The following is a 22,811-nucleotide window of genomic DNA, read 5'->3' on the forward strand; positions in this document are numbered from 1 at the left end:
GGGGGAGGGGGGGTTCAGACCAGCGGGGGTGGAGGTCCAGAGGGGGGGGGGGGGAAAAGGGGGGGGGGGGGCGGGGGGGGGGCGGGGGGCCCCCCCCCCCCCGGCCCGGATCGGCGCCGGCCGCCCCGCCCCGACCAGCGGCCCCGGACCAGCGGCGATGCTCGCCCCGGCTCGTGTCAGCGCCGTTCGACCTGGCCCGTATCGGCGCCGTTCGACCCGGCCCGTATCAGCGCTGTTCGGCGGCCTCCGGCAGGGGCTCCGCCGCCTTCGGCGATCCGGCGACGAGCCGGGAGCTGCTGGTCGAGCGGTGCAGGCGGAAGGCGAGGGCGGTGGTGATGACGGCGACCGCCGCCAGTGCCGCGCCGGTCCAGGCCACGGACGGGTAGCCCCAGTGCGCGCTGATGGCCAGGCCGCCGAGCCAGGGGCCGAGGGTGTTGCCGATGTTGAACGCGGCGGTGGTGGTCGCGCCGGCCAGCGTCGGTGCGGCGTTCGCCACGTTGAACATCCGGGCGTTGAGGGCCGGGGCCGTGGTGAACGCGGTCACCCCGAGCATCAGGGAGAGCGCGACGGCGGCGAAGGGGCTGTGCGCGGTCAGCGCCAGGACGGCGAGTACGACGGTGGAGGCGGAGATGCCGCCGAAGAGCGTGCCGAACAGATGCGCGTCGGCGATCCGGCCGCCGATGAACGTACCGATCAGCGCGCCGACGCCGAAGAGGGCGAGCACCGTGGGCACCCAGCTCTCGGCGAGGCCGGCGGTGTCGGTCAGCAGCGGCGAGAGGTAGGAGAAGAGCGCGAAGACCGCGGCGCCGTTCATGGCCGTGGCGATCAGCGCCAGCCACACCTGCTTGTCCTTGTAGATGGTCAGCTCGCGGCGCAGCTGCGGGCGGTCGTCGCCGGTGGGCACGGCCGTACGCGGCACCAGCGCCACCACGCCGACCAGGCCGATCGCGGCGAGTACGGCCACCGCCCAGAACGCGGCGCGCCATCCGGCGTGCTGGCCCAGGAGCGCGCCGGCCGGGACGCCGGCGATGTTGGCGATGCTCAGACCGCCGACCATCACGGCCATCGCGCGGGCCCGCGCGGTCACCGGCACCAGTGACACGGCGACGGCCGCGCCGACCGCCCAGAAGCCGGCGCAGGCCAGCGCGCTGACGACGCGCGAGGCGAAGAGGATTCCGTAGGACGGTGCCAGCGCGCCGGCCACCTGGCCGAGGCCGAAGACCGCCAGCAGCGCGATCAGTGTCGTGCGGCGGGGCAGGCGGAGCGTGGCCGCGGCGAGCACCGGGGCGCCGACCACCATGCCGATCGCGAAGGCGGAGACCAGCAGTCCGGCCTGCGGGATGGAGACGTCCAGGTCGCGGGCGAGCGGCTGGAGGATGCCGGAGAGCATGAACTCGGAGGTGCCGAGCGCGAAGACGGACAGGCCGAGGACGTACACGGCGATGGGCAGGCGGACGCGGTCGGATGGTGGTGCTGGCATGTCAGCTACTAACACGGATAGGACGGCGGGCATTCCCGGCCACGCTGGCGGGAAGTGAGAGGTCGCTCACCCGCCGCCCAGGAGGTCCAGTTCGGTGGCCAGGTTGCGGCGCGCCAGGTGCTCGAAGCGGTCGTAGCCCTGCGGGGTGCGGAACAGGACGGGCAGGGCGAGGAGTTGGCGCAGTACGGCGGAGCGCCCGGCGGCGAAGTCGGGGTCGGGCACGAAGGCGTATTCGGCGCGGACCGCCGCGGCGTAGGCCGCGTAGGTGTCGGGTGGGCCGCCGAGCACCGCGAGATCGGCGTCGCACAGCACCTCGCCGTCGGGGTCGTCGGGTGCCGGGTCGTGGGTGGTGGTGAGCCGCACCAGGCGGGCGACCTCCGCGGTGCGGGCCGCGCCGATGCCCAGTTCGGGCAGTGCGCGTTCGGCGAGGGCGGCGCTGCGCTCCTCGTTCTCGGAGCGGTCCGGCCGGTAGACCGCGTCGTGGAACCACGCCGCCAGCTGGACGACGGGCAGGTCGTCGGCGTGTGAGGCCAGTTCGTCGATGCGCTTGAGGACCGCGGCCAGGTGCTCGACGGTGTGGTAATGGCGCTGCGGTTCGCTCCACCGGGCAAGGAGGTTGTCCGCGTACGGGCCGGGGTCCGGGGCGGGTGCGTCGGCGGGCGCCGCGGACTTCCGGCCGTCGCGGGCCGCGGTGACGGTGGTGGCCCAGCGCCGGCGCAGTTCCTCCAGCAGGGCGGTGGTGTCGGCCGTACGGGGCACGGGGGTCATGGGAATCATTGTGCCGGAGCGCCGGTCAGGCCGTACGCTGGGATATTGGACTAGACCTGTTGTCCTGTGTGGGCTTCCCCGGCGCCGGGCCCGCCCGCCGCGCCGTCATCGAAGGAATGGGGTCATATGAGCAAGCGCGCGCTCCTGGAGGTGATCGCCCTCGGGCCGGAGGACGCGGTCGCCGCCCAGGCCGGCGGTGCCGACCGGCTGGAACTCGTCGCCGACATGGCGGCCGACGGGCTCACGCCCTCCCTGGCCACCTTCGCGGCGGTCCGGGCGGCCGTCGACATCCCGCTGCGGGTGATGCTGCGGGCCGCCGACGGGTTCGCGGCCGGTGACCTTCGGGCGCTGTGCGAGCGGGCGGCGGCGCTGCGGGCCGAGGGCGCGCGGGAGTTCGTCCTGGGGTTCCTCACACCGGACGGGCGGGTGGATCTCGACGCGGTGGCGGCGCTGGCCGAGGTCGTCGACGGCTGCCGCTGGACCTTCCACCGGGCCATCGACCGGGCCGCCGACCGGGACGCGCTGCGCAAGGAGCTGGCGGGCACGGCGGGTGCCGCCGGCCTCGACACGTATCTGACGGCCGGTGACGCCGGCGGTGTCGGGACGGGGCTGCCGGTGCTGCTGGCGGAGCAGGCGCGTACGGCGGCGGGCGAGCCCGGGTACGCGCCGCGGATCCTGGTCGGCGGCGGGCTCGGGCTCGGCCATCTGCCGGCGCTGCGGGCGGCCGGCCTGGACGCGTTCCACATCGGGGGCGCCGCCCGGCCCGCCGGCTGGTCCGCGCCGGTGGACGCGGCGGCGGTGCGGCGGTGGCGGGAGACGCTGGACCGGGTGGTGGTGCCGGGCGGCGGCCTCTAGGGCGCGCCCCTGGGGGCAGTGCCTGCCTTACGGGTCAGCTGTGGCCGGCGACCTGGACGGCGGCGGTGTCGCTTTGCGGGGTGGCGGTGGCGCCGTCGGCGGAGGTGCCCTGGACCGTCGCGGCCCGTGGGTCGTCGCCCCCGTCCGTCCCGTCCGCCGACCGTCGCGTGGTGATGGCCGACAGGGCCACTACGGCCAGGGTCAGCGCCGTCGAGGCGAGCGGGAACCAGCGGGCGCCGAGGACGGTGAGGGCGAGGCTGCCGACGCCGCCCGCGGCGGCTATGCCCAGGTAGAGGGCGCTGCTGTTGAGGGAGATCAGCAGCGGCGCGTTGGGCGGGTCGATGGAGGCCAGGCGGTGCGGCAGCGCGACGGCGACGGCCCAGCCGGCGAGCGGGGAGACGGCGGAGTACAGCAGCGCGCCGGGCATCGTGCCGGAGAGCCAGGGCAGCGCGAGGAAGGCCGCCGCGGCCGCGCCGCCGCCGCTCAGCAGCACCGCGCGGGTGCCCAGCCGGTCGACGGCCCGGCCGCCCAGCCAGTTGCCGGCGACCGAGGCGACGCCGGCGACCAGCATGATCAGGCTGAGCCGGCCCGCGTCGCCGCCGGTGGCGGAGTTCACCGCCACGCCGAGGTAGATGTAGACCACGTTGAGGGCGAGGAAGAACACCAGGGTGGTGGACGCGGCCCCCAGGACGCGGCGGTTGCGCAGCGGGGCGAGGCGGGTGCGCAGGTCGGGGGCCGCGGTCGGGGCCGGGAGGCCGCGCAGCAGGAGGGCGAGGCCGAGGAACGCCGCCGCGCCCAGGGCGACCACCAGCCACATGGTCAGCCGCCAGTCCGTACGGCCCAGGTAGGTGCCCAGCGGGACGCCGAGCGCGGTGGCCACGGTCATGCCGCCGAGGACGGTGGCCAGCGCGCGGCCGCGGCGCTCCGGCGGCACCAGGGTGGTGGCGACGGCGTTCGCGGTCGGGGTGTAGAGCGCGGCGCCGGCCGCGGCGAGCACCCGGGTGGCGAGCAGGACCGGGTAGTTGGGCGCGAGGGCGCTGAGCGCGTTGGCGAGGGTGAAGACGGTGAGCGCGGTCAGCAGCACCCGGCGGCGCGGCCACCGGGCGGCGGCGGTCGCCAGGACCGGGGCGAGCACGGCGTAGGACAGCGCGAAGACGGTGACCATCTGGCCGGCCGCCGGGACGGAGATGTCCAGGTCGTGAGCGACGAGGCCGAGGATGCCGGCGGTCACCATGGAGTCGGTGCCGACGGCGAAGGTGCCGAGGGCGAGCAGGAGCAGACGCAGACGCACGGGTGTCCTTCCCGGTACGGGTGACGGAGCAGGCGGGCGGGTAAGTTTGATGTGCGTCAAACAATAGAGACTGTTGGATGGATGTCAAACAACTTTGGGCAACGGATCGGGAAATAGAGTGGGCCGGGTGAGGCCCGGTCGGACGGGGACCGGGTGGAGCCGAGGCCGGATGGGACCGGAGAAGTGGCGGAAGGAAGGCGCGGCGCCGTGGTGAGTGACGTCGATGCGGGCGACGGCGAGGGCACGCTGCTGGAGCAGCCGGAGGCCGCCGACATCCAGCTGGTGAAGGTGCTGCACGCGCTCGGGGACCCGACGCGGCTGCATCTGCTGCGGATCTACGCGAGCGGGCGGCAGTACGACTGCTCGTCGGAGCGGCTCGGGCTCGCGCACCTGCACAAGTCGACCGTCTCGCACCACATGCGGATCATGCGCGAGGCCGGACTGACCAGTACGCGGGTGGTGGGGCGCAAGCGCTATGTGCAGCTGCGCCGGGCCGACCTCGACGCGCGGTTCCCCGGCTTCCTGGAGGGACTGCTGACGTCCCTCCAGGGGGAAGAGATCCAGGGTGTGACCATTCCCTAGGCCTCGGGCGCGCCCCGAGGCCCAGGGGTCAGCCCCGAGGCGTGCCCGACGCCGCTTCGCCGTCGGCCAGTCGCTCCGGAAGCGGGGCGGCGTGGACCACCGTCAGGCCGGACACCGCCCGGGTCAGGCACACGTACAGGCGGCGCAGGCCGGTCCGCTCGTCCGGTTCGCCGTCGACGATCGCGGCCGGCTCGTCCAGCACCACGTAGTCGTACTCCAGGCCCTTGGCGAGCGTGGCGGGCACCAGCGTCAGCCGGGCGGCGGCCGAGGTCTCCTGGCCGGGGGACAGACACGTCACCCCCGCCGCCTCCAGGGCCGCGCGGAGCGGCGGGATACGCGCCTCCGCGGCGATCAGGCCGACCGAGCCCTCCTTGGTCAGGGCGTCCTCGCAGGCCGCGAGGGTCGCTACGACCAGGTCCGCCGGCTGGACCCGGCGGATCTCGAAGTCGCCCGCAGACTCGCGGATCGAGGTGGCCTCCGTCAGGTCGGGGGCGATGGCGGGCAGCAGCCGGGACGCGTACCCGATCACCTCGCGCGGTACGCGGAAGCCCTGGGTGAGCTCCTCGACGGCCGCGCCGGGCTTGCCCAGATGGAACAGGGCCTCCTCCCAGGTGTCGGTGGCCCACGGGGTGGTCCCCTGGGCGATGTCGCCGAGGACGGTCGCCGAGCCCGTCGTGCAGCGGCGGCCGACCGCGCGGTACTGCATGGGGGAGAGGTCCTGCGCCTCGTCCAGGACGACATGGCCGAGCGAGTGGGTGCGCGTGATCAGATCCGTCGCCTCGTCGATCAGCACCGCGTCCGCGGCGGACCACCGGGCGCCCTTCACGCTGCGGGCCGGCTTGGTCCACAGGATGGTCTTCTGCTCCTCGGGCGAGAGGATCCCCTCGGCCTGCTCGGCGAGGAACTCCGCGTCACCCAGCAGCCGCAGCACCAGCTTCGCCGGATCGACCGGCGGCCAGACCGCCTTGACCGTGGCCTTCACGGCGGCGTTGCGGGCCACCGCGTCCTGCACCCGGTCGTCCGGGGCCTCGCCGGCCTGCTCCATACGGACCAGGACGGCGTGCGCGATCCGCTGGGGCAACGCCTCGCGGGCCGCGCCGTAGCGGATGTCACGCTCCGTCAACTCCCGCACGATCTCTTCGAGTTCGTACGCCGGTACGCGCCAGCGGCGGGAGCCGCGGACGACCACGCAGGGCTCCTCGGGCATCGTGATGTGCGAACGCAGGGCCCGCCGCAGGACCTCGGCCATCCGCGCGTCGCCCTTGATCGTCGCGGCGGCCGCCTCGTCGGCGGTGCGCACCTCCACATGCCCCACCAGGTCGTCGACCGTGGCCTGCGCGACCTCCAGCTCGCCCAGCGCCGGCAGGACCTGCTCGATGTAGTGCAGGAAGGAGCGGTTGGGGCCGATGACGAGGGTGCCGGAGCGGGCCAGCCGCTCGCGGTGCGCGTACAGCAGGTAGGCGACACGGTGCAGGCCGACGGCGGTCTTACCGGTGCCCGGCGCTCCCTGGACGCAGACCGAGCCGCCGATGCCGGCGCGCACGATCTCGTCCTGCTCGGGCTGGATCGTGGCGACGATGTCCCGCATCGGACCGACGCGCGGACGCTCGATCTCCGACTGCAGGAGCCGGCTGGTTCGGGCCGCCTCCTGCGGGTCGGTGAGGTGCTCGTCCTCGTACGCGGTCAACTCGCCGCCGGTGTAACCGAATCGGCGGCGCAGCTCCAGGTCCATCGGGTCCTTCTTGGAGGCCCGGTAGAACGGCTGGGAGACGGGGGCGCGCCAGTCGATGACCATCGGGTCGCCGTCGGCGTCGTGGACGTGCCGCCGGCCGATGTAGAAGTTCTCCCCCGCGGCGCCCTCGGCGAGGTCGAGGCCCGGTGCGTGGAGGTAGTCCAGGCGGCCGAAGAACAGCGGGGTGTGGGAGAGGTCGGCGAGCGCCTTGATACGGGCGTCGATCTCCCCCTGGAGCACCTCGGCGTTGACCCAGTTCGCGGTGACGTCGGCGATGTTGAGCGCCTCGGCGTCCTCGCGCATGGCGCGCAGCGCGTCCCGAGAGGCGGCGAGGTGGTCCTTTTCGCGCTGCAGGGGGTCTTGGGGTGAGGATCGGGGGGCGTGCGAGGGCACGGCGTTGCCTCCGGGGGCGGGTCAGCGGCGTGAAGCGAAGAGCCGGCCGGTTTCCGACCGGACGGCGGCACTCCTCGGCGGGAGGCAGGCAGACGCGGGAGTGTAGTTCAGCCTCCGCGGACGGCGCCAACGGATTTTCTCCGGTAGCGCGGCGGCCGTACCCGTGGGGGACAACCCCGACGGACGTCGGTCTGCCGTAGGGGGTGGGATGGGCCTGGAGGCTGACGGAGAACCCGTGCGGGATGGGCCTATGGACCGATGTGCTGCAATCGGGTGAATCCCATCATGGAGGCATGAGCAGCGCAGCGATTCCACCAGCCGCCGTCCCACCACCCACCGCACTCCACCCCGCCAGAGGCGCGACAGCCCTCGGCACCGGTTCCGCCGCCGGCGCGGCGGATGTCCACGGGCATCGCCATCTCGTCGGCAACGCCCTCCGCGCGATCAAGGTCTTCGCCGCGGCGGCCTTCAGCGTCGCCGTCCTGGGCGAGTACGCGGACGACTGACCCCGCCCCGGCCGCCGCCCCGTGTGCCGGGGACGCCCGGCGCGCCGTCGTGCACGGAGCCGACGGCGTATCGACCCGACCGCGAGCTGCCTCGTGTACGAGGCCGGCGCCGTGCAGCTCGCGTACCAAGCCGACTTCATATCGACCCGTCCATGGGGCCGACTCCGGGCCGACTCCGCCCGGCCACCCAGATGACCGGAAACCGTTACAGAAGGTCGGCCTCGATCCACTAGCGTCGCCGCAGGGCGCGCTCAGGGCGACAGAGCGCGCGCTCAGGGCGACGACGAGGGGGTCAAAGGGTGTCTGCCGCCGACGGGACACGGACGTGGAGACACACCTGGAGACGGACCTGGGCCCTGAGCACCACGAGCCCCCGCCGGCTGATACCCGCGGCCGCGCTGCTCGTGGCGTCACTCGCCGGACTGTGGGTGCTCTACCAGGTCCAGCCGATGCCGATGTCCGACATCGCCGTCTACCGCGCCGAGGGGGAGGCCGCCGCGACCGGCGGTGATCTCTACGGCTTCACGGTCACCCAGTGGGATCTCCCCGCCACCTACCCGCCCTTCGCCGCCCTCCTCTTCATCCCCACGACCTGGCTCTCCCTCAGCACCCTCAAGATCGCAGCCGTGGTCGTCAACGCGGTGCTGCTCGCCCTGCTGATCCACCTCTCCTGCAAGGCCGCCGGCCTGCGCAAGGCCGCGCAGAGCGCGCCCGCCCTCCTGACCGTCACCGCACTGGGCCTCTGGCTGGAGCCCGTCTTCCAGACCTTCGTCTTCGGCCAGGTCAACCTCGCCCTGGCCTGCCTGGTGCTGTGGGACCTCTCCCGCCCGGACGGCGCGCGCCTCAAGGGCTTCGCCACCGGCCTCGCGGCGGGCATCAAGCTCACCCCCGCGATCTTCGCCGTCTACCTCCTGATCACCGGCCGGGTGAAGGCCGCCTGCACCGCCCTTGCCGGCTTCCTGCTCTCGGCGCTGCTGGGCTGGCTGGTGCTGCCCGACGCCAGCATCGAGTTCTGGACGCGGCGGATGTTCGAGACCGGGCGGGTCGGCAAGGTGTGGATCGTCGACAACCAGTCGCTCCAGGGGCTGATCAGCCGCGTTCTGCACGATCCCGAGCCGGGCCCGCTGTGGGCGGTGCCGGCGGTGCTGACGGCGGTGGCCGGGCTCGCGGTGGCCCGCCGCGTCCACCGGCGGCGCGGCCTCGACGCCTGGGGCGTGCTGTGCACGTCCGTCACGGCGCTGCTGGTGTCGCCGATCAGCTGGTCCCACCACTGGGTCTGGTGCGTGCCCCTGCTCATCGCGCTCGCCGCCCACACCCGGCGCAGCCGCCCGCGCCGTGCGCTGCTGGCCGCCGTCACGCTCGCCTTCACCGTCCGCACGATGTGGATCGTGCCGCACACCGGCGACCTCGACCTGCGCCTGCCCTGGTGGCACCAGCCGCTGGCGGCCCCGTACCCGCTGCTGGGCCTCGCGCTGCTGGCGACCGTGGTCTGGTGGACACGGCAGCCGGCCGACGCGGCCGGCACCCCGGGTGCCCGCGGCGGCGGCATCCCCGTGCCGAGGACCGCCGGGAGCGGCCAGGAACTTCCGGCCCGTACCCGGCGGTGATCCGGCTGTGATCCGGCGGGTGGTACCTACGGGTGGTGCCTACGGGGGTACTGGGGGCGGCATCTAGGGGGCGGGGGAACAGATCCCGTAGGGGATGCGCGAGCCCCCTGCGGAGCCACAACGTGGCGGGGCGGGGCTTTATTTCGATCAGCGCGGGGCGTCGCATCCGGCCGTTGCCCGGGCCGTCGCACCGTCCGCGTCCCGGGCCGTCGCACCGCCCATGCAGGTATACGCCCGTACGGCGCACTCCGCGTTCGGCGCACTCCGCGTTCGGCGCACTCCCGGCGCACCCCGCGTACGGCGCACTCCGCGTACGGCGGCCTCGTGCGGAGGCGGCCCCCCCCGTGCGGAGGCGCCCCCCTACACCCCCGTCACACGTCCTCGTCGGCCGCCAGCAGCTCGTCCGCGTCGACGATCCGGTACGCGTACCCCTGCTCGGCCAGGAAGCGCTGGCGGTGCGCCGCGAAGTCCTGGTCGATGGTGTCGCGTGCGACGACCGAGTAGAACCGCGCCTCGTGCCCGTCCGCCTTGGGGCGCAGCACCCGGCCCAGCCGCTGGGCCTCCTCCTGGCGTGAGCCGAAGGTGCCCGACACCTGGATCGCCACCGTCGCCTCGGGAAGGTCGATGGAGAAGTTCGCGACCTTCGAGACGACGAGCACCGAGATCTCGCCCTCCCGGAACGCGTCGAAGAGCTTCTCGCGCTGCGCGTTGGTGGTCTCGCCCTTGATCACGGGCGCGTCCAGATGCTCGCCCAGCTCGTCCAGCTGGTCGATGTACTGCCCGATGACCAGGGTCTGCTCGCCCTGGTGCCGGCGGACCAGGGACTCGGTCACGAACTGCTTGCTGGCGGTGGTCGCACAGAAGCGGTACTTCTCCTCGGTCTCGGCGGTCGCATACGCCAGCCGCTCCGACTCGGTCAGATTGACCCGCACCTCGACGCAGTCGGCCGGGGCGATATAGCCCTGCGCCTCGATCTCCTTCCACGGCGCGTCGAACCGCTTCGGCCCGATGAGCGAGAAGACATCCGACTCCCGGCCGTCCTCCCGTACGAGCGTCGCGGTCAGGCCCAGCCGCCGCCGCGCCTGGAGGTCGGCGGTGAACTTGAAGACCGGCGCGGGCAGCAGGTGCACCTCGTCGTAGACGATCAGGCCCCAGTCGCGGGAGTCGAACAGCTCCAGATGCGGGTAGACGCCCTTCCGCTTCGTGGTCAGCACCTGGTACGTCGCGATGGTGACCGGCCGGATCTCCTTCCGGGTCCCGCTGTACTCGCCGATCTCGTCCTCGGTCAGCGAGGTCCGCTTGACCAGCTCGTGCTTCCACTGCCGGGCCGAGACGGTGTTCGTCACCAGGATCAGCGTGGTGGCCTTCGCCTGCGCCATCGCACCGGCGCCCACCAGCGTCTTGCCCGCGCCGCACGGCAGGACGACCACGCCCGAGCCACCGTGCCAGAAGCCCTCGACGGCGTGCTGCTGATACGGCCGCAGCGCCCAGCCGTCCTCGCGCAGCTCGATCGGATGCGCCTCACCGTCGACGTAGCCGGCCAGGTCCTCGGCCGGCCAGCCGAGCTTGAGCAGCGTCTGCTTGATCTGCCCGCGCTCGGAGGGGTGCACCACCACGCTGTCCGGGTCGATCCGCGCCCCCACCAGCGGCTGCACCTTCTTCGACCGCAGGATCTCCTCCAGCACCGGGCGGTCGGTGGTGGTCAGCACCAGCCCGTGAGCCGGGTGTTTGACCAGCGTCAGCCGCCCGTAGCGCGACATCGTCTCCGCGATGTCGACGAGCAGGGCATGCGGCACCGGATACCGCGAGAACTGCACCAGCGCGTCCACGACCTGCTCGGCGTCGTGCCCGGCGGCCCGCGCGTTCCACAGCCCCAGCGGCGTCACCCGGTACGTATGGATGTGCTCCGGTGCCCGCTCCAGCTCCGCGAACGGCGCGATGGCCCGCCGGCAGGCGTCGGCCAGCTCATGGTCCACCTCCAGGAGCAGCGTCTTGTCGCTCTGGACGATCAGGCAGGACACACATACCTCCACGGATAGGTCGCCTGGTGACAAGTGAAACACCCCGGGCGTCCATTCCGGCCCGGGCTCCGCCCCGGACCTGGTGCCGGAAGGGCGTCCCGGCCGGCGCGCCGGGCATACGCGCAGCCATCCATCCTCGCCCATCGCGGCGGACCGGGGAAGGCGCTCGCCCGCGAAGCGGCAGCGGCCGCCCGTGCGCTGCCGCGCGCGGCGCGCGGGCGAGGACCGCCGGGCGCGGGGGCCCCGGCAGCTGACGCGATCTTGCGCGGCCCGTCGGACTGAGAGCTACCTCACAGATCCTCGGGTGCGTGGGAGAGCGGAGGGGACGGCTGCGCGTGCCGGCGGTGAGTGCGGGTGTGCGGGGAGGCGTACGTGATCTCCTGCCGGGGCCGCATCCGGACGGTCCGGTGTGACGTTCGGGCGAGGGATCCGGTCGGCGCCCGTACCAGGTCGATCGTGCCGCCGCCCGTCAGCGCCCGGCCGGCGTGGCCGCCGCCGCGCCGGCCAAGGCCCGGGACCGGGTGAGGTCGGCGTCCGGCGCGCGCAGGACCGCGTGGAGCAGTTCGACGGTCTTGAGGGGGGCGGTGGAGGGGTGTCGGGGGTTGAGGTAGCGGGAGAGGGTGGTCTGGTCGATGCCCAGCCGCCCGGCGAGGGACTGCTGGGTGGGCTTGGGGCGGCCGTCGCGGGCCGATGACTCCCACCATTTCCTGAGCAGTTCGGCCAGTGCCCGTCCCGCCTCCCGGTCCGAGCTGGTTGGTCCCGTCATGCGTCCCCCCGGGTCTTTGCGATGTCTGAGCCTGGGCCTGGGTCTGCGCCCGAGCCTGGCAGATCGTGGTGAAGTCCCCTGTCGCCGCCGCAGGGGCGAGGAGGGCGGACGGTCGGGCGCCGCGCCTTGCGCTCCCCTTCCACTTCGCGCCGCCGGCCCTGGCCGAGGGCCGCTCCGGCCTGCGCGGATCCGGCGGCTCGGGCGTTCAACAGGCCCGTGCGGCAAGGAGAACGAGGCGGATGAATATGCCTCTGGCATATTCATCCGTTCGGGTGTGTGCGGTGCGGTGGCCTCCGGTCGGTGCCGCCGGCCGGCTGTCAGACCGCGTCGTCCGCCAGCTCCGCCACGCCCGTGATCCGGTGCAGCGGATACGTGCGGACCTCGTCGGAGGTGTGGTCGTAGGCCGTCACGAAGCCGCCCTCCACCCGTACGGGGGCGATCACCCGCTGGCTGGCGGCGCCGTCGGCGTTGACGTAGCCGATCCACAGGGCCGAGTTGGTCAGCACCGCGGCCTGCATGGTGGCGAGGGTCTCGGCGGACGTGGTGCGGGGGAGGGCGCCGGGGGCCGGGGCCGGTGCGCGTACCGGCTTGCGTTCCGCGGTGGCGGCCAGATCGCCGGCGCGGATGGCGCGTACCGCCGCTTCGAGGAGGGTGTGGTCGGGGGACGGCGGGCCGTCGGGGACCGGGGCGGGGGCGCTGCGCGGTGCGGTGCGGTAGGAGTCGGCGCGGGCGATCAGGACGTCGCCGGCCGCGGACTCGGCGGCCGGCGCGTAGCCCATCGCCCGCAGCCCGTCCAGGAGTTGGTCGGGGGCGGTCTGGGCGGCGAGCACGGTCGGGGCGAGGCGGCGCAGGCGCAGCGGGGCGGCGCGGCGGTCGGCGAGGATCTCGGACAGCAGCGCGTCGTCGTCGCAGCGCACGTACGCGGCGGCCGCGCCGATCCGCAACTGGCCGTGCCTGCGGGCCACATCGTCGATGAGGTAGGCGAGCGGCTGGGGGACCGGCGTGCGGGAGTGGGCGTGCAGGAACTCCTGGAGTTCGGCGGCGGAGCGGCCGGCGTCCAGGGCGCGGCGCACCGAGCCGGGCGTGAAGCGGTAGACCGTCGCGCCGCCCTTGGACTCGATGTCGGCCAGTACGCCGAGCGCCTCGGCGAGCGGGCGGCGCAGCGGCCCCGGGGCGACGGCGGTCAGGTCCGCCTGCAGCAGGACGTGGTCGAGCGGTTCGGGCAGGAGGGGGGCGAGGAGGGCCGCGGCGCGGGACGCGGCGGCGCCGGTCTCGGCGGGGGAGGGCGGGACGGCCGCGTCCTGGGGGTCGCCGCCCGCGGCGCCGATCAGGGCCCGCCCGTGGGTGGCGAGTGCGCCCCGTCCCGTCACGCCGAGCAACTCGGCCTCGGACAGCGCCCATTGGGCCAGGCGGGTGCGGAGGTCGTCTCCGGGGGAGGGCGCGGCGGGGGAGTCTTCGGCGGACGCGGCCGCCGCGTCCTGGGCCGGCGCGGCTCCCGCGCCGCGCAGCGGACGCTCCCACCGCAGCCGGGACAGCACCGCCGTCGCCGGTGCGGAGGTGCCCGCCGGCAGGCCGGCCAGGAGCCCGAGCGCGCGGCGGCGGACCTCGGGCGCCGCGGAGCGGTCCAGGTTCGGGCCGAGGGCGGCGAGCGCCCGGCCCTTGGCGTCGGCGGTGCCGACCACGCCCGGGGTGCGGGTCGCCGGCAGCCAGCCGGCCGCCAGCACCGCCCAGCGCTCGTGATCGGGCAGCTCCAGCCACTCCTCGGCCGCCGGGGTCGCCGCGTACCGCTCGTCGGCCTCGCCGTCGGAGGCGATCAGTCCGGCCGCGTAGGCGAGTTCGAGCCAGAAGGCGGCGAGCTGCTCGGTGGTGTCCAGGGCGACGGCGGTCCGCTTGAGGTCGCGCACGCTCAGGCCCCCGGCGCGCAGGACGGGCGGTCCGCCCAGGTCCCACTCCTTGAGCAGCTCCTCGACGGTCGCCAGCGCCGTGAACGCCTGGCTCGCGGCGGCGCTGTCCACAAGCTGTGGATCGCGCTCCGTCGTCGGAGTCAGCGCGGGCGGCACCGGCTCCGGGGCGCGGTGCGCGCGTCCGCCGCGCAGATGCAGGGCCGCCTCCCTGGGCAGGACGACGTTGCGGCCGCCCGCCGGGATCAGCAGGCCCCGGTCGAGCAGCCACTGCAGATGGGGGGCCGGCCGGTCGGTGACACCGCCGTAGGGAGGGCCCCACAGCAGTTTGTCGAGGACGGCGACGGACTCGGTGGGCGCGGTGTCCAGCAGCGCCGCCATACCGGCGCGGTCGCAGAAGAGCGAGGTGAGCGCGGCCACCGCGGAGACCGGATCGTGGGTGGTGGGCAGGCCGGCCGCGGCGATGATCTCCTGGAGCCGGCCCGGCGACATCCCGGCCGTGGCCTCGGCGACGGTCGGGCCCAGGCCGGTCGGTGAGGGGTGCGCGGGGCTCGGCGTGAGCAGTTCACGTGCCGTACGCACCAGCCGCAGCCGGTCGTCCGGCCCCCACACCAGCGCCTGCGCGCGCAGCTCGGCCACCGCCCGGGGCAGCTCGGCCGCGACCGCCTCGTCCCCGGCGTCCCCGCCCATCAGCGCGCCCAGCGTGCCGTACGGACAGGGGTCGGGCGCCACCGCCAGCGCCTCGGCGGTCTGCAGCGCGAACCGGTCGAGCCGCTCCACCGCGCGGACCACCGACGCCCGCGTCCCGGCCCGGGTCGCCAGCTGGGTGACATCGCCCGGCACCGGATTGAGCAGGTCGGGCCGCGCCCGCAGCAGCCCGATGAGCCCGCTGTCGGTGCGGGTCCGGAGCTCCTCGGCCAGGGTGCGCGGCGTGTCGGTCATTCGTCCTACGTTAGCGGGGCCGGGGATGCGGGGGCAGTCGGCGGCGGTACGGCGCCGGTGCGCGGCGCACCCGGCCTGCGGTGCGGCACCCGTGCGCGGCGCACTCGGTCTTCCCCGCGGCGCGCGTGCGCGGCGCACCCGCCCTCCGGTCCCGCAGCCGGCCGACGGGGTACCGTCGAGGCAGCAACCAGCGGACGCCGCAGGGGATTTCGTGGGGATCGAGAGCGATCAGCTCGTCTTTGACTACCTGAGCCGGGTGGGCGACCTGGCCCAGCAGCGGGGCCTGTCCAGCGCCACACGGATGCGCCTGGTGAGCGGGCTCAGGGCCGAGATAGACAGCCAGCAGAGTGGTTCGACCTCCGGCGTCCGGCGCCTGCTGGCGCGCCTGGGGACGCCGGAGGCGGTGGTCGCGGCGGCGCAGGGTGCGGACGACCGGCCGCCGGGGGCGTTCGGGGGCGGCACGGGCCCGCGGCAGGCACCGGGAGGCGGCCCCGCACCGGACGGGCCCGCCGTGCCGATCGGCCCGCGGCCCGCTGAGCCGCCGCGGCCCGCCGGTGCGTCCCGGCTGTGGTCCGGCGCGCGCGGCAGGCTCAGTGATCTGGCCGCGCGCGGCGGGCTGACGGGCAAGGCGCCCACGGCCGGTGGCCCGCTGCCCTCCCCGCGCGACGGCGCGGCGGACCCGTCCGCGACCGGCACGTCCTCCCCGTCCGCCATGTCCGCCGCGCCGACCGCCGGTCTGCCCCCGCACCTCGCCGGTGCGGACGAGCTGGGCGACGCGGAGGACGCGCCCGACTGGTGGCGCGTGGAGCCGGCGCCGTTCGGCCCGGGCGAGACCGTGCCCGGCTTCGTCGGCGGGATCGAGATCCCCGAGATATGGGACCGGCCGAAGCGCGGCGCCGACGGCGACGACGACGGCGACGACGGTGAGGGGGACGGCGGCCCGCTGTCGCTGAAGAAGGGCGGCACAGCCGGGTCCGGCGGCGACCGGCCGCGGAGCGCCGACGAGGAGGCCGCGCCGGACGGGAGGCGCCCGCTGCCCGGGCTGCTGCGCCGCGCGCTCGCCCGGAGGCGCGGCGCGGCGTCCGGTGCGCAGACCGCGGCCGACGAGACCGGAGGAGATCAGGCGGCGGCCGGCGGGCCGGTCCCCTTGCGGGCCTGGCTCAGCCCCGTGCCGACGCTGGCCGTACTCCTGCTGGTGGCCGGCGCGGTCCTGGGATCGTGGCTCGCGCTGGCGGGCGGCTGGGCGCTGGCCTACCTGTCCCGGCGGCTGACGCCCGCCGAGGCCAGGTTCGCGGCGCTCGGCCTGCCGGGTCTGGTCGCCGCCGGACTGGTGGTGTGGCTGTGGGGCCGCTTCGACGGCCGCTGGGGCGACCCGATCGCCCGGGGCCACCTGGGACCGGAACTCCTCGCCGGGCTGCCGGCCATGGCGCGGACGGCGGCCGTCGCCTCGGCACTGTTCCTGGTGTGGCGGATGCGACGGGCGGCGCGCTGAGGACCGCCGTGCCGGCGGCGCGGCGCGGCGGAGCGTAGGGCGAGGCGGTCCGGGAACGGCGTACGGGCGGGGCGGCCCGGGACCGGCGTACGGCGGGCGGGCACCGGGTGGGCGCCCGCCCGCCGCCCCGTTCAGCTGCCCGGCTTGGGGATCAGCGTGCGCTCCCGGCCCAGGGACCGGGTGCTGGAGTCGGGGTTGAGGGTGAGCTTTCCGTCCGGCCAGCGGGCCACGACGTCGTCGGCCCGGCCGTCGCCGCCGAAGGCCCCGACGGCCGCCATGACGACGTCGCGCCACGGGGACTTCGGCGCCCGCAGCCGCCGCTCCTTCTTCAGCTGCGTTGCGGCGGCGTCCTCGAAGACCGACACCTCCCCGTCGGCCCAGCGGACGAAGAGGTCCTGACCGGCCGGCGCGGTGGCGAAGTCGCCGGCGGCGATGTCCCGGGCGTAGGTCCAGGTCTTGTTGGGGCCGGCGAGCCGCTTCTCGGCGTGCAGGCCCTTGTCGTCGACATTGGTGTAGACGCTCACATGGCCGTCGGACCAGCGCACGAGGAGGTCGTCGGCGCGCTGGTTGCCGCCGCCGAAGCGGCCCGCGGCGATGCCGTGCGCCCGGGTCCAGAAGCTGCCGCGCGGGCGCAGCCGGATCTCGTTGCCGAACTTGGTGGTCTCGTCGACGTCCTTGTAGAGCGTCACTTCCCCGTCCGACCACCGGACGACGAGGTCGAAGGTGCCGGAGCCGGTGAAGTCGCCCGCCGTCATGGACGCGGCGTGCCGGAAGGTGGAGCCGGCGGCCGCCAGCCGGATGCCCTTGCCGAACCCGTACGCGCCGTCGCCGGGGTACAGCGTCACCTCGCCGTCGGACCGGCCCACGATCAGGTCGCTGTTGCCGTTGCGCACCGAGGAGCTGTGGAAGCGGCCGCCGGCCATCACCTTGGTGTGCTGCCAGGTCGTGGCGTCCCCCAGGGGGCTGGGGGCGTCCGGCTGCGCCCCGTCGACCGCCTGGCGGTAGAGCCGGAAGACGTCCTCGTCGAACTGCGAGCTGTAGGAGATGTGGTCGTAGCGCCCGCCGGTCTGGTAGCCGCCGATCGCGCCGATGAGCCTGCCGCGCCGGCCGTCGAAGTCCGTCAGGAACGGGCCCCCGCTGACGCCCGACCGGAACCCGGCGCACTCGATCTCCAGGAACCGGCCCTGGAAGGCCTTGGTGCTGTTGGTGCACTGCAGCGGTGTCTTCTGGCCACCGGGGTAGCCGACGACGGTCACGTTGTCGCGCGCGAGCTGCGAGGCGGGAACGGCGGTGAGCTCGTTGCCGCGGCCGGTCGCGTCCTCCAGCAGCTGTCCCTGCGCGTTCGGGCCGACGCGCAGCAGCGCGAAGTCCACGTCGTCGTCGGGCTTCGACTGCAGGTAGCGTCCGTCGATCCAGACCTTCCCCGGAAGCATCGGGAAGATCCCGTACGGCGTCTCACCGGGCCGGCCCGGCTTCGTCGCACCGGTGCGGTAGCCGGGGACGAAGGCGACACTGCGGTACGGCTTGTCGCCCTTGAGGCAGTGCGCGGCCGTGATGACCAGGCTCTTCGTGGGGGAGGTCACGGAGTTGGCGGTGCAGAACTGGTCGGCGGTCGCCGATCCGTCGCCGGCGCGGATGAGGAAGACGCCGACGGTGGCGACGCCCTGCCCCACCGGGGCGCTCGGCACCCGCAGCGAGCGCTTCTGGCGCTCCCCGGGGGCGGCCGGCGCGCTCGCGGCGTCGTCCACCGGGACGGCCGCACGGATCCGCTCCGGGGTCCAGTAGCGCTCCGCCTCCCGGGCCGGCCGGACGTCGGCGTCGCTCACGCCCTTGGACCGCTCCTCCGGCCGGGCGGAGGAGCCGGCGGAAGGGGAGGGCGAGGGCCCCGGGGAAGGGGCCGTGGTCGCCGTCGCCGTGGTGCCGCCGGCGACCGCGGCGCAGACGGCCACGGTGAGGGCGCACGTCCACAGCGCGGGTCTGGTCAAACGTATGTGTCTCATCAGGTCTTCCATTGACGGCTCGTCAGCCGGGCCACCGGACAGTGCAGTTCCGGCTCGGCCGGCCTGCTCGATCTTGCCGTGTGCCCCGGCGGCGCCCGCACCCGGGTAGGGCCGGGTGCCGCCTTGCTCCCGTCTACTCCTTGACCAGCCGCTGCTGCACCTCGTCCAGGATCTTGCCGGCGGCCGTGTAGCCGATGCCCTGGATCCAGAGCTGGTCGTCGACGCGGAAGGACCGGCCGCCGGTGACGGCCCGCATGTGCTTCCACAGGCCGCCGGTGGTGATCTGGGCCTCCTTGGACTTCTCCGGGGTGCCGTAGGAGGCGTAGAAGACGGCGTCGGCGTCGGCCTTGTTGACCTGCTCGGGGCTGACCTCGACCATCAGGCCGTCCTTGGAGCCGTCGACGACGTCGGTCGGGCCGGTGCCGATGTCGGCGAGGACGGTGCCGATGTAGCTCCGGCAGCCGTAGATGCGGGTGTCGGCGCCCTCGACGAAGCGGACGATGTTGGTGCGGAGCCGGTGGGCCGCCGCCGGGCCGCCGAGCGCCTTGGTGACGCGCTCGGCGTGTGCCTCGTACGCGGCGACCGCGCGCCGCGCCTGGGGGATCCTGCCCAGCGCGTCGGCGTGCGTGGCGAAGTTCTGCTTCCAGGGGTAGCCGGTGGTCTCGGTCATCACGGTCGGCGCGATCTTCGTCAGCTGGGCGTAGCGCTGGCCGTCGCGGACCTTGCTGGTCAGGATCAGATCGGGCTTGAGGGCGGCGACCGCCTCCAGGTTCGGGGCGCCGATCTTGCCGACGTCCTCGATGCCGGCGACCTGGTCCTTGGCGAGGTAGTCGAGGAAGCCCGAGGCCACGTCGGAGCGGGTGGCGCCGACCGGCTTGACGCCCAGGGTGATCGCGGAGTCCAGCTCGGCGGTGTCCAGGACGACCACCCGCTTCGGGGAGTTCGGCACCCGCACCTGGCCCATGGCCGTCCGCACCGGGTGGGTGCCGCCGCCGGTGGCCGGCTCGGCCCAGGCCGTGGCCGGCTGCTTGGGGCAGTCGGCGGCCTTGAAGGAACCCGAGGAGCCGGAGGACGCGTCGTGGCCGGAACCGCAGCCGGCCAGGGCGAGGGAGGCCACGAGCACGCCGGTGGCGGCGAGGACGCCGGTGGGGGCGACGGCGGCGGCGCGGCGCGCGGCGGTGGAACGGAACATGACATGTCCTTTCGGCTCGGAGGGAGGACAGAGCGGGGAGGGGGGTGGCGAGGGGCGGCGGCGCGGAGGGGACGGGCGCCGCCGGCTGCTCCCGGCGGGCCGCTACTCCTGGCGGGGCGGCTGCCAGGGGCGACCGGGGACGACCAGCGGCGAGGCGGTCACCGGATCCGGTACGACCACCGACTCCAGCCCGAAGACCTCGCGGACCAGTTCGGCGGTGACGATCTCGCCGGGCCGGCCCTGGGCGACGATCCGGCCGCCCTTCATCGCCACCAGGTGGTCGGCGTAACGGGCGGCCTGGTTGAGGTCGTGGAGCACGGCGACGACGGTGCGGCCGCGGTCGTGGTTCAGCTGCCGTACCAGGTCCAGCACCTCGACCTGGTGGGCGATGTCCAGGTACGTCGTCGGCTCGTCGAGGAGCAGCAGATCGGTCTCCTGGGCCAGGGCCATGGCGATCCAGACGCGCTGGCGCTGGCCGCCGGAGAGTTCGTCCACCGGGCGGTCGGCCAGTTGCGCCACGTCCGTCCGCGCCATGGCCTCGCCGACCGCACGCTCGTCGTCCGCCGACCACTGCTGCCACCAGCGCTGATGCGGCTGGCGGCCGCGGGCGACCAGATCGGCGACGGTGATCGCCTCGGGGGCGACGGGGGTCTGCGGCAGCAGCCCGAGGGACTGGGCGATCTTCTTGGTGGGGAGGCGTGCGAGGTCCGTGCCGTCCAGGAGGACCGCGCCGTGACGGGGCCGCAGCAGCCGTCCGAGGGCGCGCAGCAGCGTCGACTTGCCGCAGGCGTTGGGGCCGACGACGACGGTGACCGCGCCGGGCGGCACGTCCAGGTCCAGGCCGTCGACGACGATGCGGTCCTCGTAGGCGAGGGTGAGCGCACGGGCCGTCAGCCGGCTCACCGCGCCCGGTCCCATGCCGTCGCCGCCCCCGTCCCGCTCGCCGGTCGCGACGCCCTCGCCCCGCCCGCCCGTCTGCCCGGTCCCGCTCACGCCGTTCCTCCTGCCGCGGCCCGGCCACGGGCCTTCCCCCACGCTCGGCTTCGCTCGCGCGGGGGGACCCCCAGCCCCCTGACGATGAGCCAGATCAGATACGGGGCGCCGACGGCGGCGGTCAGCACACCCACCGGCAGCTCCGTCGGCGCGAGGAGCTTGCGGGCGAGCAGATCGCCCACGACGACGATGAGGGCACCCAGGAGAGCCGAGCACAGCAGCGGTATCTGGGCGCCGCGCGTCAGCCGGCGGGCGATCTGGGGGGCCAGCAGCGCCACGAAGTCCACGGGGCCGGCCGCCCCGGTCGCCAGCGAGGCCAGGACCACGCCGACCGCGACCAGGCCGAGCCGGGTGCGGCCCAGCCGGACGCCCAGCGCCGTCGCGGTGCCGTCGTCCAGCGACACGGTCCGCTGGGCGCGGGCCGCCCACAGCACGCCCGGCAGCAGCACCAGCAGCGCCCAGCCCAGCGGCGCCGCCTCGGCCCAGCCGCGCCCGTTGAGCGACCCGGTCATCCACACCTGGGCCTGCTGGGCGACGAGGTAGTCGCCCTTGGTCAGGAACAGATGGGTGACGGAGCGGAGCGCGACCGCGCAGCCGATGCCGATCAGCACGAAGCGGGTGGCGTGCAGGCCGCCGCGCCAGGCGAAGAGGTAGACCAGTGCGGCGGCCAGGACGCCGCCGGCGACGGACAGGTACGGCAGGGCGGCGTACGAGGTGACGCCGAAGGTCATCGCACCGACCGTCAGCGCGCTCGCGCCCTGGCTGATGCCGATGATGTCGGGGCTGGCGAGCGGGTTGCGGGCCACCGTCTGGATCAGCGCGCCGGCGATCCCGAAGGCCGCGCCGACCATCAGGCCGACGGTCAACCGCGGCAGCCGCAGGGTGCCGACGACCACCTCCTGGGCGGACGGGCGGCCGAGGAGGACGTCGACGACCTCGGACGGGGCCACGAAGCGCTCGCCGACGCAGAGGTAGCCCACGCACGCCAGCGCCAGCAGGACGGTCAGCACGGCCGCGGTCACGGCCGCGCGGCGGTGCAGCAGGAACGAGCCGCGCCCGGCCCGTACCAGCGCGTACCCGGCCGGCCGCAGCGCGGCACGGCGGCCGGGAGCGGCGGTGCCCGCGATCTCGGCCGTGCCGCCGGGGAGCGGTGTCCCCGGCGACCTCTCGGCGTCGGTCATGCCGCTCCGGAGCGGCGTCCCCATCGGCCTCTCGGCGTCCGTCATGCCGCCACGACTGCCCTTCGCCTCACCAGAGCAACCAGGAACGGCACCCCGATCAGCGCGGTCATCACACCCGCCGGGACCTCCGACGGCGGGAACAGGACCCGGCCGACGGTGTCGGAGACCAGGACGACGACCGGGCCGAGCAGCGCGGCCATCGGCAGTACCCAGCGGTGGCCGCCGCCCACCATCGCGCGGGCGAGGTGCGGGACGGCCAGGCCCACGAAGGCGATCGGGCCGGCCGCGGCGACGCCCGCGCCGGTCAGCACCGTCGCGCCCAGCCCGCCCACGATCCGTACGGCGGCGACGTTCTGCCCCAGGCCCCGCGCGACGTCCTCGCCGAGCGCCAGCGCGTCCAGGCCGCGCGCGACGCACAGCACGAGCACCGCACCCGCCAGCAAAAACGGCCAGATCTGTGCGGCCACCTCGATGTCCCGGCCGGTGAGCGAGCCGACCTGCCAGAACCGGAACTCGTCCAGGGCGGCGGCCCTGGTCGTCAGGATCGCCATCGTCACCGACACCAGCAGGGCGTTGATGGCGGCCCCGGACAGCGCGAGCTTGACCGGGGTGGCTCCCCCGAGGTCTCGGCCGCGGGTGGCGACGGCGTAGACGACGACGGCGGCGATCCCGGCGCCGGCGAAGGCGAAGGCGACATAGCCGGTCAGGCTGTGGACCCCGGCGAAGGCGATGGCGATCACCACGGCGGCCGAGGCGCCCTGGCTGATGCCGAGGATGCCGGGGTCGGCGATCGGATTGCGGGTGATGCCCTGCATGACCGTGCCGGCCATCGCCAGCGCGGCGCCGACCAGCACGCCGATCAGCGTGCGCGGCAGCCGCAGGTACCGGACCACCTGCGCGGCATCGCCGTCCCCGCCGTGGACGAGGGCGCCCAGCACCTCGGACGGGGCGAACGGGCGGCTGCCGACGGCCAGCGAGAGAACCACCGCCAGCAGCAGGGCGAGCAGCGCCGCCGCCACGAGGCCGAGGCGGCGGCCGGGCGTCCGGGGCGTCATAGGCAGGTCACTTTGCGGAGAGATGGCCGGAAGTTAGGTAAGGCAGGGCTAAGA

17 protein-coding genes are annotated in these 22,811 nt (G+C 74.7%); 5 read left to right on the forward strand and 12 right to left on the reverse strand.

Translation table 11 applies throughout. The features are described from left to right. Positions 1–226 precede the first annotated feature (226 nt). Together AC0680_RS17275 and AC0680_RS17280 are read right to left on the reverse strand one after the other, a co-directional pair. Entirely contained in the window at positions 227–1,480 is a 1,254-nt protein-coding gene (locus AC0680_RS17275) for a Cmx/CmrA family chloramphenicol efflux MFS transporter (protein WP_478629219.1), read from the reverse strand. Between the two features lie 66 nt (positions 1,481–1,546). Continuing rightward, a complete protein-coding gene (locus AC0680_RS17280; RefSeq protein ID WP_478629220.1) occupies positions 1,547–2,248 on the reverse strand; it encodes an HD domain-containing protein in 702 nt (233 codons plus the stop codon). Between the two features lie 126 nt (positions 2,249–2,374). On the opposite strand from AC0680_RS17280, the gene AC0680_RS17285 reads away from it, so the two are divergent. Then, a complete protein-coding gene (locus tag AC0680_RS17285; protein ID WP_478629222.1) occupies positions 2,375–3,103 on the forward strand; it encodes a copper homeostasis protein CutC in 729 nt (242 codons plus the stop codon). A gap of 34 nt (positions 3,104–3,137) precedes the next feature. On the opposite strand, the gene AC0680_RS17290 is transcribed toward AC0680_RS17285, so the two are convergent. Continuing rightward, positions 3,138–4,394, reverse strand: a complete 1,257-nt coding sequence (locus AC0680_RS17290) for an MFS transporter (RefSeq protein WP_478629223.1) — start codon at positions 4,392–4,394, stop codon at positions 3,138–3,140. 210 nt (positions 4,395–4,604) lie between these two features. Between AC0680_RS17290 and AC0680_RS17295 the strand changes: the two genes are divergently transcribed. Further along, positions 4,605–4,976 carry an ArsR/SmtB family transcription factor gene (locus AC0680_RS17295; RefSeq protein ID WP_478629225.1) on the forward strand — a complete coding sequence of 124 codons (372 nt, stop codon included), beginning with the start codon at positions 4,605–4,607 and terminating at the stop codon, positions 4,974–4,976. A 28-nt stretch (positions 4,977–5,004) separates the two neighbouring features. On the opposite strand, the gene AC0680_RS17300 is transcribed toward AC0680_RS17295, so the two are convergent. After that, positions 5,005–7,101, reverse strand: coding sequence for a HelD family protein (locus AC0680_RS17300; RefSeq protein ID WP_478629227.1), 2,097 nt, complete (start codon positions 7,099–7,101; stop codon positions 5,005–5,007). Positions 7,102–7,394: 293 nt separating this feature from the next. On the opposite strand from AC0680_RS17300, the gene AC0680_RS17305 reads away from it, so the two are divergent. Further along, positions 7,395–7,607 carry a hypothetical protein gene (locus AC0680_RS17305; RefSeq protein WP_478629229.1) on the forward strand — a complete coding sequence of 71 codons (213 nt, stop codon included), beginning with the start codon at positions 7,395–7,397 and terminating at the stop codon, positions 7,605–7,607. 299 nt (positions 7,608–7,906) lie between these two features. Then, positions 7,907–9,214: a glycosyltransferase 87 family protein gene (locus AC0680_RS17310; protein WP_478629231.1), complete on the forward strand. Its 1,308-nt coding sequence runs from the start codon at positions 7,907–7,909 to the stop codon at positions 9,212–9,214. A 371-nt stretch (positions 9,215–9,585) separates the two neighbouring features. On the opposite strand, the gene AC0680_RS17315 is transcribed toward AC0680_RS17310, so the two are convergent. The 3 genes from AC0680_RS17315 to AC0680_RS17325 form a co-directional block, all read right to left on the reverse strand. Beyond that, a complete protein-coding gene (locus AC0680_RS17315) occupies positions 9,586–11,235 on the reverse strand; it encodes a DNA repair helicase XPB (protein WP_384491524.1) in 1,650 nt (549 codons plus the stop codon). A gap of 469 nt (positions 11,236–11,704) precedes the next feature. Continuing rightward, a complete protein-coding gene (locus AC0680_RS17320) occupies positions 11,705–12,001 on the reverse strand; it encodes a helix-turn-helix domain-containing protein (RefSeq protein ID WP_478629234.1) in 297 nt (98 codons plus the stop codon). Positions 12,002–12,318: 317 nt separating this feature from the next. Next, complete coding sequence (locus tag AC0680_RS17325; RefSeq protein WP_478629237.1) at positions 12,319–14,844, reverse strand: helicase-associated domain-containing protein; 2,526 nt, start codon at positions 14,842–14,844, stop codon at positions 12,319–12,321. A 211-nt stretch (positions 14,845–15,055) separates the two neighbouring features. Here AC0680_RS17325 and AC0680_RS17330 point away from each other — a divergent pair, with 211 nt between their 5' ends. Next, positions 15,056–16,336, forward strand: a complete 1,281-nt coding sequence (locus tag AC0680_RS17330; protein WP_478629238.1) for a hypothetical protein — start codon at positions 15,056–15,058, stop codon at positions 16,334–16,336. 131 nt (positions 16,337–16,467) lie between these two features. Here the strand turns inward: AC0680_RS17330 and AC0680_RS17335 are convergent, their stop codons facing one another. The 5 genes from AC0680_RS17335 to AC0680_RS17355 form a co-directional block, all read right to left on the reverse strand. After that, the gene (locus tag AC0680_RS17335) at positions 16,468–18,336 is read right to left on the reverse strand and encodes a trypsin-like serine peptidase (protein WP_478629239.1); all 1,869 of its coding nucleotides are present in this window, start codon (positions 18,334–18,336) and stop codon (positions 16,468–16,470) included. A gap of 133 nt (positions 18,337–18,469) precedes the next feature. Beyond that, entirely contained in the window at positions 18,470–19,528 is a 1,059-nt protein-coding gene (locus tag AC0680_RS17340; protein ID WP_478629241.1) for an ABC transporter substrate-binding protein, read from the reverse strand. 102 nt (positions 19,529–19,630) lie between these two features. Then, complete coding sequence (locus AC0680_RS17345) at positions 19,631–20,446, reverse strand: ABC transporter ATP-binding protein (protein WP_478629308.1); 816 nt, start codon at positions 20,444–20,446, stop codon at positions 19,631–19,633. A 71-nt stretch (positions 20,447–20,517) separates the two neighbouring features. Further along, complete coding sequence (locus tag AC0680_RS17350) at positions 20,518–21,702, reverse strand: FecCD family ABC transporter permease (RefSeq protein WP_478629243.1); 1,185 nt, start codon at positions 21,700–21,702, stop codon at positions 20,518–20,520. Between the two features lie 41 nt (positions 21,703–21,743). After that, positions 21,744–22,757: a FecCD family ABC transporter permease gene (locus tag AC0680_RS17355; RefSeq protein ID WP_478629246.1), complete on the reverse strand. Its 1,014-nt coding sequence runs from the start codon at positions 22,755–22,757 to the stop codon at positions 21,744–21,746. Positions 22,758–22,811: the final 54 nt, after the last annotated feature.

It is taken from the genome of Streptomyces sp. NPDC043738, from assembly GCF_056436545.1.

What these genes read in the sequence shown, in the direction of transcription:
- AC0680_RS17275 (WP_478629219.1), bottom strand. Translation starts at nt 1,480, where the DNA reads ATGCCAGCACCACCATCCGACCGCGTCCGCCTGCCCATCGCCGTGTAC.
- AC0680_RS17280 (WP_478629220.1), bottom strand. Translation starts at nt 2,248, where the DNA reads ATGACCCCCGTGCCCCGTACGGCCGACACCACCGCCCTGCTGGAGGAA.
- AC0680_RS17285 (WP_478629222.1), top strand. Translation starts at nt 2,375, where the DNA reads ATGAGCAAGCGCGCGCTCCTGGAGGTGATCGCCCTCGGGCCGGAGGAC.
- AC0680_RS17305 (WP_478629229.1), top strand. Translation starts at nt 7,395, where the DNA reads ATGAGCAGCGCAGCGATTCCACCAGCCGCCGTCCCACCACCCACCGCA.
- AC0680_RS17320 (WP_478629234.1), bottom strand. Translation starts at nt 12,001, where the DNA reads ATGACGGGACCAACCAGCTCGGACCGGGAGGCGGGACGGGCACTGGCC.
- AC0680_RS17325 (WP_478629237.1), bottom strand. Translation starts at nt 14,844, where the DNA reads ATGACCGACACGCCGCGCACCCTGGCCGAGGAGCTCCGGACCCGCACC.
- AC0680_RS17335 (WP_478629239.1), bottom strand. Translation starts at nt 18,336, where the DNA reads ATGAGACACATACGTTTGACCAGACCCGCGCTGTGGACGTGCGCCCTC.
- AC0680_RS17340 (WP_478629241.1), bottom strand. Translation starts at nt 19,528, where the DNA reads ATGTTCCGTTCCACCGCCGCGCGCCGCGCCGCCGCCGTCGCCCCCACC.
- AC0680_RS17345 (WP_478629308.1), bottom strand. Translation starts at nt 20,446, where the DNA reads ATGGGACCGGGCGCGGTGAGCCGGCTGACGGCCCGTGCGCTCACCCTC.
- AC0680_RS17350 (WP_478629243.1), bottom strand. Translation starts at nt 21,702, where the DNA reads ATGACCGACGCCGAGAGGTCGCCGGGGACACCGCTCCCCGGCGGCACG.
- AC0680_RS17355 (WP_478629246.1), bottom strand. Translation starts at nt 22,757, where the DNA reads ATGACGCCCCGGACGCCCGGCCGCCGCCTCGGCCTCGTGGCGGCGGCG.